Origin of the sequence: Oceanobacillus saliphilus (genome assembly GCF_023522835.1) — a bacterium.
Taxonomy (GTDB): domain Bacteria; phylum Bacillota; class Bacilli; order Bacillales; family Amphibacillaceae; genus Oceanobacillus; species Oceanobacillus saliphilus.
Map to the genome: position 1 here is coordinate 369,538 of NZ_JALCZU010000003.1, position 14,792 is coordinate 384,329.

The following is a 14,792-nucleotide window of genomic DNA, read 5'->3' on the forward strand; positions in this document are numbered from 1 at the left end:
TACTATTCCGTTTCTATAATTCGATCGATTAACTCTTCATACCCTGCACCATATTTTTCATACAATGGCTGAACAGCATCTTGCCATACTTGCATGTCATCGACTTCCGTAATTTCTACACCATTTGCTTCCAGTTCTGCTAATGCATCATCATCCGCTTGCTGAGAAATTTCTTTTACAAATACTTCTGTTTCTTGTCCTGCTTCCAATAAAAGCGCTTGATCTTCTTCACTTAATTTATCCCATGTCTGGTCAGATGTTAAAATGAAGTTTGGTGCAAAAATATGCTTATTTAATGTTAATTTATCCGCTACTTCATAAAAGGCATTAGATAGATATGCGGCAGGTGGATTCTCTGCACCATTTACAATACCTGTTTGAAGTGCACTATATAATTCACTATAAGAAACCGGTGTTGGAGAAGCGCCTAATGCTTCAACCAAGTCGACCATTAGTTCGTTTTCCTGTACACGCACTTTAATCCCTTTCATATCTTCAGGGGTTTTCACCACTTTATCTGTAAAGAAGAAGTTTCGTGCTCCTTCTTCCACGAACATAACCACCTTCAGGCCAGTATCACTTTGACTTACATCCTCCACTAATTCTTCACCGATATCACTATCTAGAACATTCCATAAATGCTCACGATCTCTAAAAATAAATGGTAAAGAAGTTACATTCATTTTTTCAACACCAAAGTTCGCCATTACACTTGGATTTGCTCTCATAAAATCGATGGAACCCATTTGCAGGCCTTCGATATTTTCCGTTTCATTCCCAAGTTGTCCTGCTGGATATACATTTATAGTAATTCTTCCATCACTTTTTTCATTTACTAATTCCGCAAACTTTTCTGCAGCTTGTGTCATCGGATGGCCTTCTGGATTTACCTCTGCATATCTTAATTCAATAGAATCTCCCGAAGTATCCTTATTTTCACTGTTTGAACTTGCTTCCCCCGAACAAGCAGCCAATAAGATAATCAAAGTAGCAACAGTGATTACCAAAAATATGTTTTTGTTTTTGAACATGTTCCCTCTCTCCTTTTCCTGATTCAATAATGTTTACGCTTTCAAATTTACCTTGAAAATGCTTTCACGTAAACGAACAATATACAGTTTCAATGAACAGTTTCGTTTTTGTTCATCTGTTTGAGATTTGTTCATTCTCGCTCCATCCCTTTAGAAATAGGGTATTTAAAAGAAAATCCGGGACATTATCCCCGATCGCGATATTGTCCCGGTGTAATCCCTTCATTCTTTTTAAACACACGCATAAAGCTTTGTATACTATTAAACCCGACACGAAATCCAATTTCTTTCGCTGTCAGTTGGGTACTACTCAATAATTGCTTCGCTTTGTCAATCCGTTTCATATTGACATATTCCAAATATGTTTTCCCAGTCACATCCTTGATGATTTTGCTCGTGTAATTTGTACTCATCTCAATCCAGTCAGCCACATCTTGTAAAGCAATATCACGATGATAATTAGAGTCAATAAATTCTAGTATTTTTTTGGAAGTATCCGGTAAAGAATCACTTTTTCGTTGTTCAATTTCAACGAGTACCTTATTCGTTATATCCCTAAAGAACTGTTTTACATCCTCGAAAGTCTCTCTTTGCTGAAAATCTTCATAAATATTATAATCCGCACCCAATACTTCCTTTATATCCATGTTCAGATCAATGAGCAATTCTATCATCGAATTAATAAGGTGTAAAAATAATTGATTCATATGCTCGTACGGAATATTTCCATTTTCACTGATACCTTCAAATAATGCTTCCAACTCTTTTGCGGTACCGGCTATATTTGCTGTTTTCATATTGTTCATCAGCTTTTTCACTTGATCATTGTTATAGTAATAGAGCTCATCTTGGACGATATCCACATCATCGACATTGATAATCTGATCTTTCCCCTGATAAAATTTGTATTCCAATGCCCTTAGAGATTCGTCATAGGATTTATTTACGTCAAAAATATCAGTATAGGCCCGTCCCAAGCCAATTGTTATCGTAAACGGGAAACGCTCCGACACTTTTTCTTGCAGATCCTGAATTAGCTTTACGAGCCACTCATTCATATCCATTGTCGAAATTTCCTTAGAGTAATTCATAACAACTGCAACCTTATCTGTTTCCGTTTCCCCACACATCGATGGGAAATGGTTGTTTATGACCTTTTCGATAAAACGCGTCAGCTCAGCCTTATACATGCTGCTTTCCAGTTCATCTTTACTTTGATAAAAACGCTGGTAATCATCAATTTGTGCCGTCAATACGATATAGTATTTATTACTAAAATGGATATCAAATAGACGAAGCTTTTTCTCTACTTCTTCTTTACTAATCCGCTTATTCGTTAGCAAATTATCTAGTAATTTATCCTTAATCATTGGCTTAAATTCAGATATCATCGTTTCCATCTGTTGATTATCATGCATGATGGATTGATAAACATTATCCAAATAGTCATATTCATCCTTGTATTCCTCTTTATCGTACTTTTTATCACTAGAATTTGGAATCCATTGAACTAATTTTCGGATTGGGCTGCTGACATAGCGTGTTAACCAATAGGCCAAACCTATGCTCAAGAGGAGACCGACAAAAATGATAGAAATGACCATCATCGTCATTTTATTTACAATCCCATTTAAATCATCTATCGATAAACTATACACGAACTTCCAATTATTCATCATCGACGTGATATACGTGTATAATTGGTCTTTTTCGTTTGTATTCTCAACAAAGTAATTTGTAGCAGATTGAAATACGTCGATTGAAATGTCATCATCTTGTATATTCGTATACAGCATCTGTTTGTTCGGATGTAAAATCACTTCCCCTTCCCGAGTCATAACATAGAAAAGGCCATCCGATTCATGTTGTGGTCCTAACATTCGCTTATAAAGCTGATCGGCATTAATATTGACAACAATTGCACCTTCCCTGTCATAGGAATGATACGGGAGGTTATGAATAAACGTAATCGCATTAAATTCATTTCCGTAGCCGTCCGTAATCTCTCTTGTCTCCATAATATGGGTACCGACCAAGTCTTCATTATAAATTTCCAGCCATTCCTGATCGTAAAAATCGACTGCTGGGTAAATTTGTTCATTGGATCCGATAATTTGGTTATTTTCGGCGGAATAAACGTAGGCGGAAATAAGCATCTGATTGGATTGGGCGACATTCTTTAATTTGCGTTGTACATTGGTTACAAGCGTATCGTTTTCATCTTCCTCATTAGAAACCGCTGTCATAATAAAGTTCATTATATCTGTATCCTGTGCCGTTCGCTCCATCATTTCTCTTGTCTCATTGAACATCATATTCATCGAATTCTTATATTGGTTTAACAAATCAACTTGCGCATCGTGTGCATTTGTTTTAATAATATTAGCCGCCTGATGATAGATAACGATATTGGTTAATAGAATAATTGCGGTAAACAACAGGATAAGGATGATAAAATAGCGAAAAAATACGCTTTTATACCGTTTGTTCCATTTGTTTTTTAGCCAGTTCATGATAGCCACCTCCCTTGGGGTTGTTATTCATGGGTTGTAATGAGGTTTAGGAATATCTTAAATTGTATCATAAAAATGGAGCGATGTTAGGAAGTTTTGAATAGTTTTAGATTACTTGTTCGGAGTAAGTTTTTAGCGTATAAGTTCAACCCTTAGATTAATTCTTTATTGGATCAAGCATGAATTTGTATACTCCAGGGAATATATGATGGAGCAATTGACTATACTTCCGAATACGAAGGTGGTTAATTTGCGGAGGGTTTAGAGGGTGGGGATTGTAGTTTCCACATATCAAAGAGAAGCATGGGGACGGTTCGAGACCAGTGATAAAGTCTCTCTCTAAAAATACAAAAAATCAATTCCCAAAATCACATGATAAATTATCATATTTGTGGGGTTTCAATGTCCAATTTAACACCAAAAAACCATTGCCTGTGGGGACTAATTAGCATTGATTTTCAAACTTTTTACTTTTTCACTGGTCTCGGACGGTTCTTTTGCTTCCTCCCATCAAAAAGGAAGCACGAGAACCGTCCCCATGCTTCCTCACCATCATCGTTGTTTCTTTTGATCCGGATACATCAGGCTGAATACAATACCAATAATTAAACAGATAAAGAAAGTGCTTGCTTTGGCGGAAACAATAGCTTCCAGTGGCGATGTCATCCATAGAATAGCACTGATAAAGCCTGAGATGATTGTTGCAATTACGCCAATTCCTGATGTTTTCTTCCAAAAGAATGTCAGCAGAACAACAGCAGAGAATGTATTACCCATACCGGCCCAGGCGAAGCTTACGACGCCGTAAATAAATGATTCGGAAATCAATGAAATAACAAGTCCCAATATACCCGCTATAACTAATGTCAACCGCGAAATGTTGACGATCCTTCGATTATTCATTTTAATTCCCATTGTTTTGTGGATAATGTCTTCACTAACAGATGATGTCACAACCAATAATTGCGATGAAGCTGTCGACATAATCGCAGCCAAGATTGCTGAAATGATAATACCCGCTATCCATGGCGGCAATAGGTCTGTAACCATATGCGGCAAGATCATTTCCGCATCTACAATGGTACCTTGTTCATATAGAACAGAACCGAATATTCCAACCAAAAAAGCACCAACATAGACAATTAATGTCCAAGAAATGGCTACCCATGTCGCTGTCTTACGTTCCTTTTCATCTTTTAGCGCCATAAACCGCGAACTTAATTGTGGCTGTCCGCCCAGGAAACCAAAGAACCAAGAGAAGTTTGTCAGAAGCATTGCTCCTAAGGCTAATCCAGTTAATCCACCAAACCACTCATCAGCTCCATTTCCCATAGCTGCCAATGATTGTGAGATAGATAGGTCATTATTTTGAATTTCTATATATGCAACAATTGGGACGATAATAAATGCCAATAGCATCAAGAAACTTTGAACCGTATCTGTCCATACAACAGACATGAATCCCCCCATAGAAGAGTAGGCAATAATGATGATGGCAATGATAACTGTTCCCAATGTAATATCAATACCTGAAATGGAGAATAGTGTTTTCCCTGTACCTGAAAATTGCCCCGCTATGTAAAAGAGGGAAAATGACCCCATAATCAGCGCAGAGAGCAAGCGAATAGTTCTACCGTGTCCTGGAAACTTTACTGAAAAATAATCAGGTAATGTATACACATCATATTTTTTCCGTTCATTCATAAACCTTTTTGCTAAAAACAACCAGGAGAAAAGCACTCCAAGAAACATACCGGATAGTATCCAAATACCAGATAAACCTGTTATGTAAATAAAACCAACTGCACCTAAAAACATATAGGCTGATTCAGCGGTAGCCCTTTCGGAAAAGGCCAACGCCCACCCCGGAATTTTACTTCCACCAAGATAATACTCTGACTGATTCATTTTCTTTCTACTAAAATAAACTCCTATTCCCAACGTTACTAATAAATAAATAACTATTTCCACATAAATAATCACATTACCTTCAATATTCATGATGTCTTCCCTCTCCTTAATTCCGATAAAACAAATATGTTTAATTAGAAACTATTTTCATTTATAATAGAATTTGCTTGTTTATTTGTCAATATAATAGTTTTGAAATATAATTCTACTAACTTATCAAATATATAAGGGAGTGTTACGCATGAGTGAGACAAAAATAACGATACCACCACTGTCCATGCATACGATTACGGCAAAGCTTTTTACACATGTCGAAACGTCAGTAGTTGCCCAATTTGGAGATGCAGGCAAAGAACTGATTCAGCAAGGTGTCAAAAACTTCGGTTATAAAGATGCAGAGGATATTGCAAAAGATGCAACGGTCAATAATGAAAACCATATGTTATTTAACTATATTCCGATGAATCACCAAACCGAAAACAAGTATAAAAATCTTACCATCTACGCGCTCATGGCTAAGTTATTTGCCCAAATAACGAAAGCAGTTGTCGATGAATATGGCAACGAGGGGGAAGATGCTATACGTGAAGGCGTTCGGACCTTTGGTGAAGAACGTGGTCGTGGTATTGCGCAACGAGCCCGGACGAATGGAAAGAAAAATACGATTAATAATTACCTGACCAATTATGATATGGGCAGAAGTGATTTATTTACGTATACAACCGAGTACAAACACGAGGAAATCGAACAAAACTTCACCGTATGCCCTTTTGGCCAACAATGGGCTGACGATAATATGCATGAATATGGTATTTTATATTGCCAAATGATTGATCCAGCCGTTGCTAAAGGCTTTAATCCGAAATTCGAAGTCGAGCATGACCAATACATTTTAAGAGAAGGCAACTGCCATTTCCGCTTTAAATTAAAAGAAGAAGAATGAAAAGAAGCATGGGGACAGTTCGAGACCACTGAAAAAGCCTCTCTCTAAAAAATACAAAAAATCAATTCCCAAAATCACATGATAAATTATCATATTTGTGGGGTTTCAATGTCCAATTTAACACCAAAAAACCATTGCCTGTGGGGACTAATTAGCATTGTTTTTCAAACTTTTTACTTTTTCACTGGTCTCGGACGGTTCTTTTGCTTCTATTAAAAAAGGAAGCATGAGAACCGTCTCCTCATGCTTCCACACCTTAAAACGGTCCCCAATTAATCAGAACCCCTATAACCAGCGTCACCACTGCAATTCCCAACCAAATCAGGAACAACGGAAATACCCATTTTACCCACTTCGTATAAGGAACCTTAGCCACCGCTAAGCTTGCCATTAAAATACCTGACGTTGGGAAGATAAGGTTCGTCAGCCCATCACCAAATTGAAAAGCTTGTACCGCTACCTGTCTAGTAACTCCAACCATATCTGCTAAAGGCGTCAACAGCGGCATTGCAATCATCGCCTGACCGCTTCCGGAGTTAACAAAGAAGTTTAAGAATGCATTAGAAAGAAACATTCCGAGAGCCGATAATACTGGTGCTAAATTTTCCAATGGAACAGAAATAGCGTAAACAATTGTATCAATGATTACTCCCTCTTCCAAAATAACGATCACTGATCTTGCCAACCCAACAATAAGCGCACCGTAAACAAGTTTTCTCGTTCCTTCCAAAAATGTACTGGCAAAGGTGTTGTAGTGCATTCTGGCAATTATACCAGCACCTATTGAAATAAATATGAAAAATGCCGACATATGATTAATCGTCCAGCCTAATTGGATCGAACCGTAAACAAAAAACACTAAACATAGTCCAACGAAGGTCAACAATATTTTATGCCTTGTTGTAAATGGAGCATCTAATCCACCCTCCTCATCGGACTCTTCATAAATTCCCATAAGACTTCGACTCGGATCATCCATAACTTTTTTCGCATAGCGCCACGTATACCAAATTGTAATCGAAATGATAAGTGCAAAAATGATTAGACGTAATGCCATACCTGAGAAAATTGGTAAGTCTGCAATGCCCTGTGCTACGCCAAGTGTATAAGGATTAATGAACCCAACACTAAACCCTGCAAAATTGGCACCAAAGGTAATAGCAACAGCTACAATCGGATCAAGCTTCATTGCTCTTGCAATTATCACACCGATGACAACAAAAGCAATGACCGAATTAGCTACAGCTCCAACAGCTCCTGTTAAAGCAAAAAACATAGAAACTAACGCAATTAACCAAAATTCCTTATTCTGTGTCATCTTCACTGCTCGATTAATGGCACCGCGTAATGCCCCTGATCGCTCAATGATTTCAAACATACCACCTGTGAAGAGGATCATGAAGATAATATCTGCCGATTGAATCATCCCTGTTTGGATCGCATTAAAGATATCAAGTAATCCAAGCGTTTGTCCCTCTTCTTGCTGATACGTATTCGGAATGACTCTCTCCACTCCGTCGATAACCTCTCTATCAAAGGCTCCTGAAGGGATAATAAATGTAGCTATATAACCTACAAGCAATACAAGAAACAAAATAACATATGTATCCGGCATTTCCCACCTGGATTTTTTAGATTGTATAGGCTCCTTATTATGTAAATCTTTTTTCTTTTTCATCGAATCCTCCAGTAAGATTTAATTTTATAAATTCTAATAGAAGTAAATAAGTGAAAATATCAGAAAATATAGTTTTAAATTATACACTAAATAAATAGGATTTCAAGTTGTAATAGAATTTTGTCGAATGAAAATTTGAAGCAATTAACACGGGAGGAGTTAGCTTTGTAATTTTTCCATATGAGATAGTCTTTTCCGAAATTAAGCATAAAAGACATATAATGTATACTGATTATCCTCTATAAAACAGTGATTTGTTAACCCTACATGTCTGTTTTAAATACAGCAACATTTGCCACATAGCTGTTACAGCGATATCAATACTTTCAAAATAAACCTACTCCATTTTGTAAAATGAAATTACTGAATAATTTAGCTTTATAGTATAATAGCACTGTAACGGAATTATATATGATACTATTGTATTAGATATTTAACATTCACAAGTTGGAGGGTTCTAATTGAAAATTACTGCTACTATTCTATTAATAGTTGGTATTATCGGGATTATTTTAAGCACGATGATGTTTGGCGATATTGGTCTTGCTGCATTTATTGGATCTTTTGCTTCTTTACTTTCTGGAATTGGTTTCCTGCAGGTTAATAAATTGTTTCAAGAGAACAAGCAAAAATAAAACATGGGGATGGTTCTTTTGCTTCCTTCCATAAAAAAAGGAAGCATGAGAACCGTCCCCATGCTTCCTTTCTTTCTTAAGCGAGTTTGCCGCCTTCTTTACTAAATTTGATGATTCCTTCTGAAGCTCTGTAAGCAAGTGCTCCTAAAGTATGCGTTGCATTGTAGCCACTTTGGTGAGGATATGCTGATCCACCAACAACAAAAACATTATCTGCTTCCCACATTTGCAAGTAATTATTGACAGCAGACGTTTCAGGGTCCGCTCCCATGATAACACCACCTGTATTATGTGTCGCTTGATATTTTGTAATGTCATAATGCTCAACGGATTCATTTTCAGAGACATGGGTTGCTCCCATTTCTAGCATGATTTCCTTTGTTTTCTCATTTAGGAATCGACCACGTTTACGGTCGGTATCCGAAAAATCAAACGTCATGCGAAGAAGTGGATTACCGTGTACATCTTTATATGTCGGATCTAAATCTAAATAGTTATTCACATGAGGCATCACTGCGCCATATGTGTGAACGTTCACCATGCGGTTATAGTATTTTAATGATTGCTCTTTAAATTCCTTACCCCATCTTGGCGTACCTGGAGGAACTTGGTTGTTATCAATTGGTCTTTTTCCTGATTGGTTCATGATAATCGCTCCACCATGTATAAAATCCAAATCAGTATGGTCAAAGTTATCGCCATTAAAGTTATCTAATGTTGCACCGAGTCCACCTGATCCTATTGCAGTATTGAACTTGCGATCATCAAAGAACCCATCAGTCCCGACAATTATTTGGTAACAGTAGTTCTTACCAATTGTACCTCTCCCAGTTTCAGGGTTATAGGCAGTACCAAGTTTTGAATTGAGTAACAAACGATTATTATTAAACGTATAACTTGTTATGGCAACAATTTCAGCGGGTTGTTCAAATTTCTCACCTGTACGCGTATCGACATAAATAACCCCTGTTGCCTTTCCACCTTCATGTAACACTTCGATAACTTCAGAATGCGGACGAAGATCAAAATTACCCGTTTTAAGTGCTGTAGGGATAACCGTAACGTTTGGACTTGCTTTTGCACCGTATTCACAGCCAAATCGTTCACAGAAACCGTTCATTTGACAACCAGCTAAATGCTGACCATCCGGATTTTCATAGGATTGTGAGTTGTTAGCAGCTGGCATGGTAAATGGATCCAGCCCCATTTTTTTCGTTGTTTCTTTAAATAAGTCGAGCTCTGGACCATGTTTCAATGCTGGGTTCGGGAATGCTTCTGAACGTTCTCCGCGAAGAGGCGTCTCGTCAGCAGAAATTCCTGCCATCTTATCAAACATCGTATAGTATGGTTCCATTTCATCGTAGGTAATTCCCCAATCTTGAATGAGTAACCCATCCGCAATTTTACCCTCACCATATCTTTCAATTGTTTTTGATCTGATTTCAAAATCATATGGTAAATAACGATCCGTCATCCCGTTCCAATGTGTACCTGCCCCTCCAACACCATTACCTAACATGAAGGAACCATATTGACGCATTGGTAACGCACGTTGACCACCATTATTTCTAAATGTTAACGTTTCTCTGGATAAATCTTGCATCAATTCACCGCGTAATGCATAACGGAGTTCATCATGCTTCATAGCAAAGTTTGCCGTGCCGCGATTCCCGCCACGCTCTAATCCAACAACCTTTAGTCCTGCTTTACTTGCCTCAGCAGCTATAATTCCGCCTGTCCAACCTACACCTACCGTTACAACATCTGTTTTAGGTAGTTTCGTAACCATAATAATAACCCCTTTTCCTGCTGTTCAGATTTTCCCAAGTTTAAGCCTTTTGCTTACGGCTTTATATTTTACTTTTATACATTTTAGTTATGTGTATCATGAAGGCTCGCTGGTTCAATTTCAATGAACTCTTTAGATGCCACTTGTTCAGCAGAATAACTCATTTGAACACCAGGATATTCTTTCATCTTCCAGCCTTGCATATCTTTATTCCCACCATACAGTGGATCTGCATATGCACCCTCTAAAGTCGACTGACGTAAAATCTCAAAGAAGAAGCTTGATTTAATACCAGGGATATTCACTTTATCATTTTCAAAAGCTGCTAAGACCTCATCTTGCTGTTCAGCCTCTAATGATGTAAATCCTTGACTAAAGGTCGATTGACTATAATTTTCAATTGCTTCAATTCCTAAGTCATATATCTGATGGTACTTTAATTGGGATTGATAGCCTTGGTTTGGCTCTCCCTCAAAGAAAGGCCCCTGCCTATACTCCTTGGCATTGATTCCCCATTTCCCTGCTAGCTGGTGATCAATATAGTAAGGAACTCCTAATCCAATCGCACCTGGACCATTTTCATCTTCTGGAAAAATCCGCTCCGTTGCCTGTCCCAGCAAATCGAAATCCGCTCTATTCGTAAAATATTCTAAAGCCTGATCATGCTGCTGTGCAGGCTTTGTATCTATTGTCGCTGTAGCATTGGTTGCTGGTTCACTTTTACCACTCATTCCAAGTAAACCGCCTAATGCTCCACCGACTGCAATTCCTCCAACAGCAATACCGGAACTCTTCAAGAATTTACGTCTTGAGGAATCCGTTGTATCAAGTTGTTTTTTATCATTCGTTGACATAAAAAAACCCCCAATTCTTTTGAAATTAGAAGTAAAGAGAGGTGATAAGTATCGCATAGGGATTTCCTTAAATCCCAGTCGTTAATGCAGCTATCCCCGAATTGATGCAATTCATCTTCTTTATGCTTGGATTTGTTCATGAATTAAGTCGCCATATGTGATGGTTGCGTTTTCAGACAATATAATCAAGCTATGAATATAGATTCTCTTTAATTCTGATTACTAGATTAAAACGATTAAAATGGTAATTTTTCAGGATAGGTTACCATCTAAGAAACAATCATTCGACCGCATCTCTATGCCCATTAAGGTGTTCTTAAATCCTTACAGCTCATATCCATGTTTGTAATTAAAACTACGATGATATAGACCTACAATTGATTTACTATATTAGTAGAATAGGATTGTTATCATCGTCACAATCAAACTATGCATGGCGCTGCCCCTGCCATAAAATAATAAAAATTATAGTTTTATTTACCCATAATTATTTTAATTTTATATATTATTACGGTTACTAAAAGTATAGGACTACACACCTAATTTGTCAATTTAGTGAATTTTTCACATGTACAATATTCCAACAAAGAGATTATCAACCAACTCTACAGTTAGGAGTTGTCGATATATTATTTTTCACTTCAGGAGCCACCCTTTGCTTACGACAGAGTAACTTGTAATCTGCTATTTCAGCATGTTCTTTGAAAAAGAAATGCAAGTAACTCAACGATCATTTCCAACCAAATTCTCTTTATGAAAAGCAGAGTAGTATGTACTTTTTTGACCGACTCATGAATACAGTCACTAGTGTTTTAGCCTAGTTCATATACGAAGCAAATTTAAAAAACGCATGGATTAAATCATAGCCATGCGCTTCTTGTATATGTATTGTTATTTAGTGTGTTATTCCATTAATTATGATTTCTATCGTTTTCTAAAACATCTACGTATCTAATCTACTTAATAGAGGTCTCGTATTTTACTATGTAATTGGCTGGGCTACTAGGATTCGAACCTAGGATACACGGGATCAAAACCCGATGCCTTACCGCTTGGCTATAGCCCAATAATGGCGGAGAAGGAGAGATTTGAACTCTCGCGCCGCTTACACGACCTACACCCTTAGCAGGGGCGCCTCTTCAGCCACTTGAGTACTTCTCCAATGGCTCCACAGGTAGGATTCGAACCTACGACCGATCGGTTAACAGCCGATTGCTCTACCACTGAGCTACTGTGGAATAGTAAATAGTTTAAGTGCGCCCTAGAGGATTCGAACCTCTGACCCACAGCTTAGAAGGCTGTTGCTCTATCCTACTGAGCTAAGGGCGCAATGTAAAATTATATATAAACATACATTGTATGGAATAAGCCAATACAGAATAAATTTATAGAAATGGGCCTGAGTGGACTCGAACCACCGACCTCACGCTTATCAGGCGTGCGCTCTAACCAGCTGAGCTACAGGCCCATAGAAAGAGTATTTGGAGCGGGTGAAGGGAATCGAACCCTCATCATCAGCTTGGAAGGCTGAGGTTTTACCACTAAACTACACCCGCATCGTATATAGATTAATATAAAAATGGTGGAGGGAGTAGGACTCGAACCTACGAACCCGATGGGAGCGGATTTACAGTCCGCCGCGTTTGGCCAACTTCGCTATCCCTCCACAATTATTTCAAAAGTGGTGGCTCGGGACGGAATCGAACCGCCGACACAAGGATTTTCAGTCCTCTGCTCTACCGACTGAGCTACCAAGCCATATAATAAAATAGATAAGAAATATCGAAAAAAACTCGCATGTGATTGAGAGTTTAAAGCATATTTTAAGAAGAATTCTGTCGTGTAATAATGGAAACGGTTTACTCTACTGATGAGCTACTAAAAAATTAGTTAATTGTAAATGGAGGAGGTAGAGGGATTCGAACCCCCGCGCGGTTTGACCCGCCTGTTGGTTTTCAAGACCAATCCCTTCAGCCAGACTTGGGTATACCTCCACATGATGATTTCTACAAATGGACCCTGCAGGATTCGAACCTGCGACCGATCGGTTATGAGCCGATAGCTCTAACCAACTGAGCTAAGGGTCCAAGTTAATATGGGGCGACCGATGGGAATTGAACCCACGAATGCCGGAGCCACAATCCGGTGCGTTAACCCCTTCGCCACGACCGCCATGTTATAAAAATCTATTTTTGGTAGCGGCGGAGGGGATCGAACCCACGACCTCACGGGTATGAACCGTACGCTCTCGCCAGCTGAGCTACGCCGCCAAAATTTAAAAATGGAGCCTAGCGGGATCGAACCGCTGACCTCCTGCGTGCAAGGCAGGCGCTCTCCCAGCTGAGCTAAGGCCCCGTAATGAAAATGGTCGGGAAGACAGGATTCGAACCTGCGACCCCTTGGTCCCAAACCAAGTGCTCTACCAAGCTGAGCTACTTCCCGAAATAATGGTGCGCCCGAGAGGACTCGAACCTCTAACCGCTTGATTCGTAGTCAAGTACTCTATCCAATTGAGCTACGGGCGCATTTGGTGCCGAGGACCGGAATCGAACCGGTACGGTAGTCACCTACCGCAGGATTTTAAGTCCTGTGCGTCTGCCAGTTCCGCCACCCCGGCAAGAGCTTAGAGCGAAAGACGGGATTCGATTTCGAGTCCCAACCTTGGCAAGGTGATGGTCTACTACTCTGCACATAGTAGTAGAAATGATGCGGGTGAAGGGACTTGAACCCCCACGTCCGAAGACACTAGATCCTAAGTCTAGCGCGTCTGCCAATTCCGCCACACCCGCAAATGGTGAGCCATGAAGGATTCGAACCTTCGACCCTTTGATTAAAAGTCAAATGCTCTACCGACTGAGCTAATGGCTCATATAGATGGTACTTGTTGCCATATTAATACGTACATCGTTGTGCTCGTCGTGTTGCAACAAGTGTATTCAATGATGTGGCAGCCAAACTAATGACTCGTACTAAATTAATGGTGCCGGCCAGAGGACTTGAACCCCCAACCTACTGATTACAAGTCAGTTGCTCTACCAATTGAGCTAGGCCGGCATCTGGCGGTCCGGACGGGACTCGAACCCGCGACCTCCTGCGTGACAGGCAGGCATTCTAACCAACTGAACTACCGGACCAGATTAAATTATTTTGGTTGCGCTCTTCAAGTACTACTGATTTTCAATTAATAAAGAAGTCTATTCAACATAGTTAATTGAAATATTTTGGTTGCGGGGGCAGGATTTGAACCTACGACCTCTGGGTTATGAGCCCAACGAGCTACCAGACTGCTCCACCCCGCGATTTAGGAGATAAATTTATATTCATCCAAATGATTAAAAAATGGTGGAGGATGCAGGGCTCGAACCTGCGACCCCCTGCTTGTAAGGCAGGTGCTCTCCCAGCTGAGCTAATCCTCCATGTGTTGGTGACCCGTACGGG

Annotated in this window: 8 protein-coding genes and 22 tRNA genes; 2 read left to right on the top strand and 28 right to left on the bottom strand. The window is 39.2% G+C overall.

Annotated elements, in window-relative coordinates; translation table 11 throughout:
• Positions 1-2: 2 nt before the first annotated feature.
• From MN204_RS07900 to MN204_RS07910, 3 genes are all read right to left on the bottom strand, one after another.
• On the bottom strand, positions 3-1,031 hold the full coding sequence (locus MN204_RS07900; protein WP_249870557.1) for a TRAP transporter substrate-binding protein: 1,029 nt from the start codon (positions 1,029-1,031) through the stop codon (positions 3-5).
• A gap of 185 nt (positions 1,032-1,216) precedes the next feature.
• Positions 1,217-3,544, bottom strand: coding sequence for a helix-turn-helix domain-containing protein (locus MN204_RS07905; RefSeq protein ID WP_249870558.1), 2,328 nt, complete (start codon positions 3,542-3,544; stop codon positions 1,217-1,219).
• A gap of 552 nt (positions 3,545-4,096) precedes the next feature.
• On the bottom strand, positions 4,097-5,545 hold the full coding sequence (locus tag MN204_RS07910) for a sodium/proline symporter (RefSeq protein WP_249870559.1): 1,449 nt from the start codon (positions 5,543-5,545) through the stop codon (positions 4,097-4,099).
• Positions 5,546-5,696: 151 nt separating this feature from the next.
• On the opposite strand from MN204_RS07910, the gene MN204_RS07915 reads away from it, so the two are divergent.
• Entirely contained in the window at positions 5,697-6,398 is a 702-nt protein-coding gene (locus MN204_RS07915; protein WP_249870560.1) for an L-2-amino-thiazoline-4-carboxylic acid hydrolase, read from the top strand.
• A 256-nt stretch (positions 6,399-6,654) separates the two neighbouring features.
• Here the strand turns inward: MN204_RS07915 and MN204_RS07920 are convergent, their stop codons facing one another.
• Complete coding sequence (locus tag MN204_RS07920) at positions 6,655-8,076, bottom strand: YfcC family protein (RefSeq protein WP_249870561.1); 1,422 nt, start codon at positions 8,074-8,076, stop codon at positions 6,655-6,657.
• Positions 8,077-8,537: 461 nt separating this feature from the next.
• Between MN204_RS07920 and MN204_RS07925 the strand changes: the two genes are divergently transcribed.
• On the top strand, positions 8,538-8,711 hold the full coding sequence (locus MN204_RS07925; protein WP_249870562.1) for a hypothetical protein: 174 nt from the start codon (positions 8,538-8,540) through the stop codon (positions 8,709-8,711).
• A gap of 76 nt (positions 8,712-8,787) precedes the next feature.
• Here the strand turns inward: MN204_RS07925 and MN204_RS07930 are convergent, their stop codons facing one another.
• The 24 genes from MN204_RS07930 to MN204_RS08045 form a co-directional block, all read right to left on the bottom strand.
• Positions 8,788-10,500 carry a GMC family oxidoreductase gene (locus MN204_RS07930; protein WP_249870563.1) on the bottom strand — a complete coding sequence of 571 codons (1,713 nt, stop codon included), beginning with the start codon at positions 10,498-10,500 and terminating at the stop codon, positions 8,788-8,790.
• A gap of 83 nt (positions 10,501-10,583) precedes the next feature.
• Entirely contained in the window at positions 10,584-11,354 is a 771-nt protein-coding gene (locus tag MN204_RS07935; protein WP_249870564.1) for a gluconate 2-dehydrogenase subunit 3 family protein, read from the bottom strand.
• A 991-nt stretch (positions 11,355-12,345) separates the two neighbouring features.
• Positions 12,346-12,420 (bottom strand) — tRNA-Gln (locus tag MN204_RS07940).
• 4 nt (positions 12,421-12,424) lie between these two features.
• A tRNA-Ser gene (locus MN204_RS07945) sits at positions 12,425-12,515 on the bottom strand.
• Positions 12,516-12,517: 2 nt separating this feature from the next.
• Positions 12,518-12,592, bottom strand: a tRNA-Asn gene (locus tag MN204_RS07950).
• Between the two features lie 17 nt (positions 12,593-12,609).
• Positions 12,610-12,683, bottom strand: a tRNA-Arg gene (locus MN204_RS07955).
• 65 nt (positions 12,684-12,748) lie between these two features.
• Positions 12,749-12,822 (bottom strand) — tRNA-Ile (locus MN204_RS07960).
• A 14-nt stretch (positions 12,823-12,836) separates the two neighbouring features.
• Positions 12,837-12,910: transfer RNA gene (locus tag MN204_RS07965), tRNA-Gly, on the bottom strand.
• A gap of 24 nt (positions 12,911-12,934) precedes the next feature.
• Positions 12,935-13,020: transfer RNA gene (locus tag MN204_RS07970), tRNA-Tyr, on the bottom strand.
• Between the two features lie 16 nt (positions 13,021-13,036).
• Positions 13,037-13,112, bottom strand: a tRNA-Phe gene (locus MN204_RS07975).
• Between the two features lie 143 nt (positions 13,113-13,255).
• Positions 13,256-13,348, bottom strand: a tRNA-Ser gene (locus MN204_RS07980).
• Between the two features lie 19 nt (positions 13,349-13,367).
• A tRNA-Ile gene (locus tag MN204_RS07985) sits at positions 13,368-13,441 on the bottom strand.
• Positions 13,442-13,450: 9 nt separating this feature from the next.
• Positions 13,451-13,526: transfer RNA gene (locus MN204_RS07990), tRNA-His, on the bottom strand.
• 21 nt (positions 13,527-13,547) lie between these two features.
• Positions 13,548-13,624, bottom strand: a tRNA-Met gene (locus MN204_RS07995).
• 12 nt (positions 13,625-13,636) lie between these two features.
• Positions 13,637-13,709 (bottom strand) — tRNA-Ala (locus tag MN204_RS08000).
• A gap of 10 nt (positions 13,710-13,719) precedes the next feature.
• A tRNA-Pro gene (locus MN204_RS08005) sits at positions 13,720-13,796 on the bottom strand.
• A gap of 6 nt (positions 13,797-13,802) precedes the next feature.
• Positions 13,803-13,879, bottom strand: a tRNA-Arg gene (locus MN204_RS08010).
• 3 nt (positions 13,880-13,882) lie between these two features.
• A tRNA-Leu gene (locus MN204_RS08015) sits at positions 13,883-13,971 on the bottom strand.
• Positions 13,972-14,061: 90 nt separating this feature from the next.
• Positions 14,062-14,143 (bottom strand) — tRNA-Leu (locus tag MN204_RS08020).
• Between the two features lie 3 nt (positions 14,144-14,146).
• Positions 14,147-14,222 (bottom strand) — tRNA-Lys (locus MN204_RS08025).
• A gap of 110 nt (positions 14,223-14,332) precedes the next feature.
• Positions 14,333-14,408, bottom strand: a tRNA-Thr gene (locus MN204_RS08030).
• 3 nt (positions 14,409-14,411) lie between these two features.
• Positions 14,412-14,488 (bottom strand) — tRNA-Asp (locus MN204_RS08035).
• An 88-nt stretch (positions 14,489-14,576) separates the two neighbouring features.
• Positions 14,577-14,653 (bottom strand) — tRNA-Met (locus tag MN204_RS08040).
• Between the two features lie 41 nt (positions 14,654-14,694).
• Positions 14,695-14,770 (bottom strand) — tRNA-Val (locus MN204_RS08045).
• Positions 14,771-14,792: the final 22 nt, after the last annotated feature.

Coding starts and splice junctions, on each gene's coding strand:
- MN204_RS07910 (WP_249870559.1), bottom strand. CDS start 5,545: ATGAATATTGAAGGTAATGTGATTATTTATGTGGAAATAGTTATTTAT.
- MN204_RS07900 (WP_249870557.1), bottom strand. CDS start 1,031: ATGTTCAAAAACAAAAACATATTTTTGGTAATCACTGTTGCTACTTTG.
- MN204_RS07930 (WP_249870563.1), bottom strand. CDS start 10,500: ATGGTTACGAAACTACCTAAAACAGATGTTGTAACGGTAGGTGTAGGT.
- MN204_RS07915 (WP_249870560.1), top strand. CDS start 5,697: ATGAGTGAGACAAAAATAACGATACCACCACTGTCCATGCATACGATT.
- MN204_RS07935 (WP_249870564.1), bottom strand. CDS start 11,354: ATGTCAACGAATGATAAAAAACAACTTGATACAACGGATTCCTCAAGA.
- MN204_RS07920 (WP_249870561.1), bottom strand. CDS start 8,076: ATGAAAAAGAAAAAAGATTTACATAATAAGGAGCCTATACAATCTAAA.
- MN204_RS07905 (WP_249870558.1), bottom strand. CDS start 3,544: ATGAACTGGCTAAAAAACAAATGGAACAAACGGTATAAAAGCGTATTT.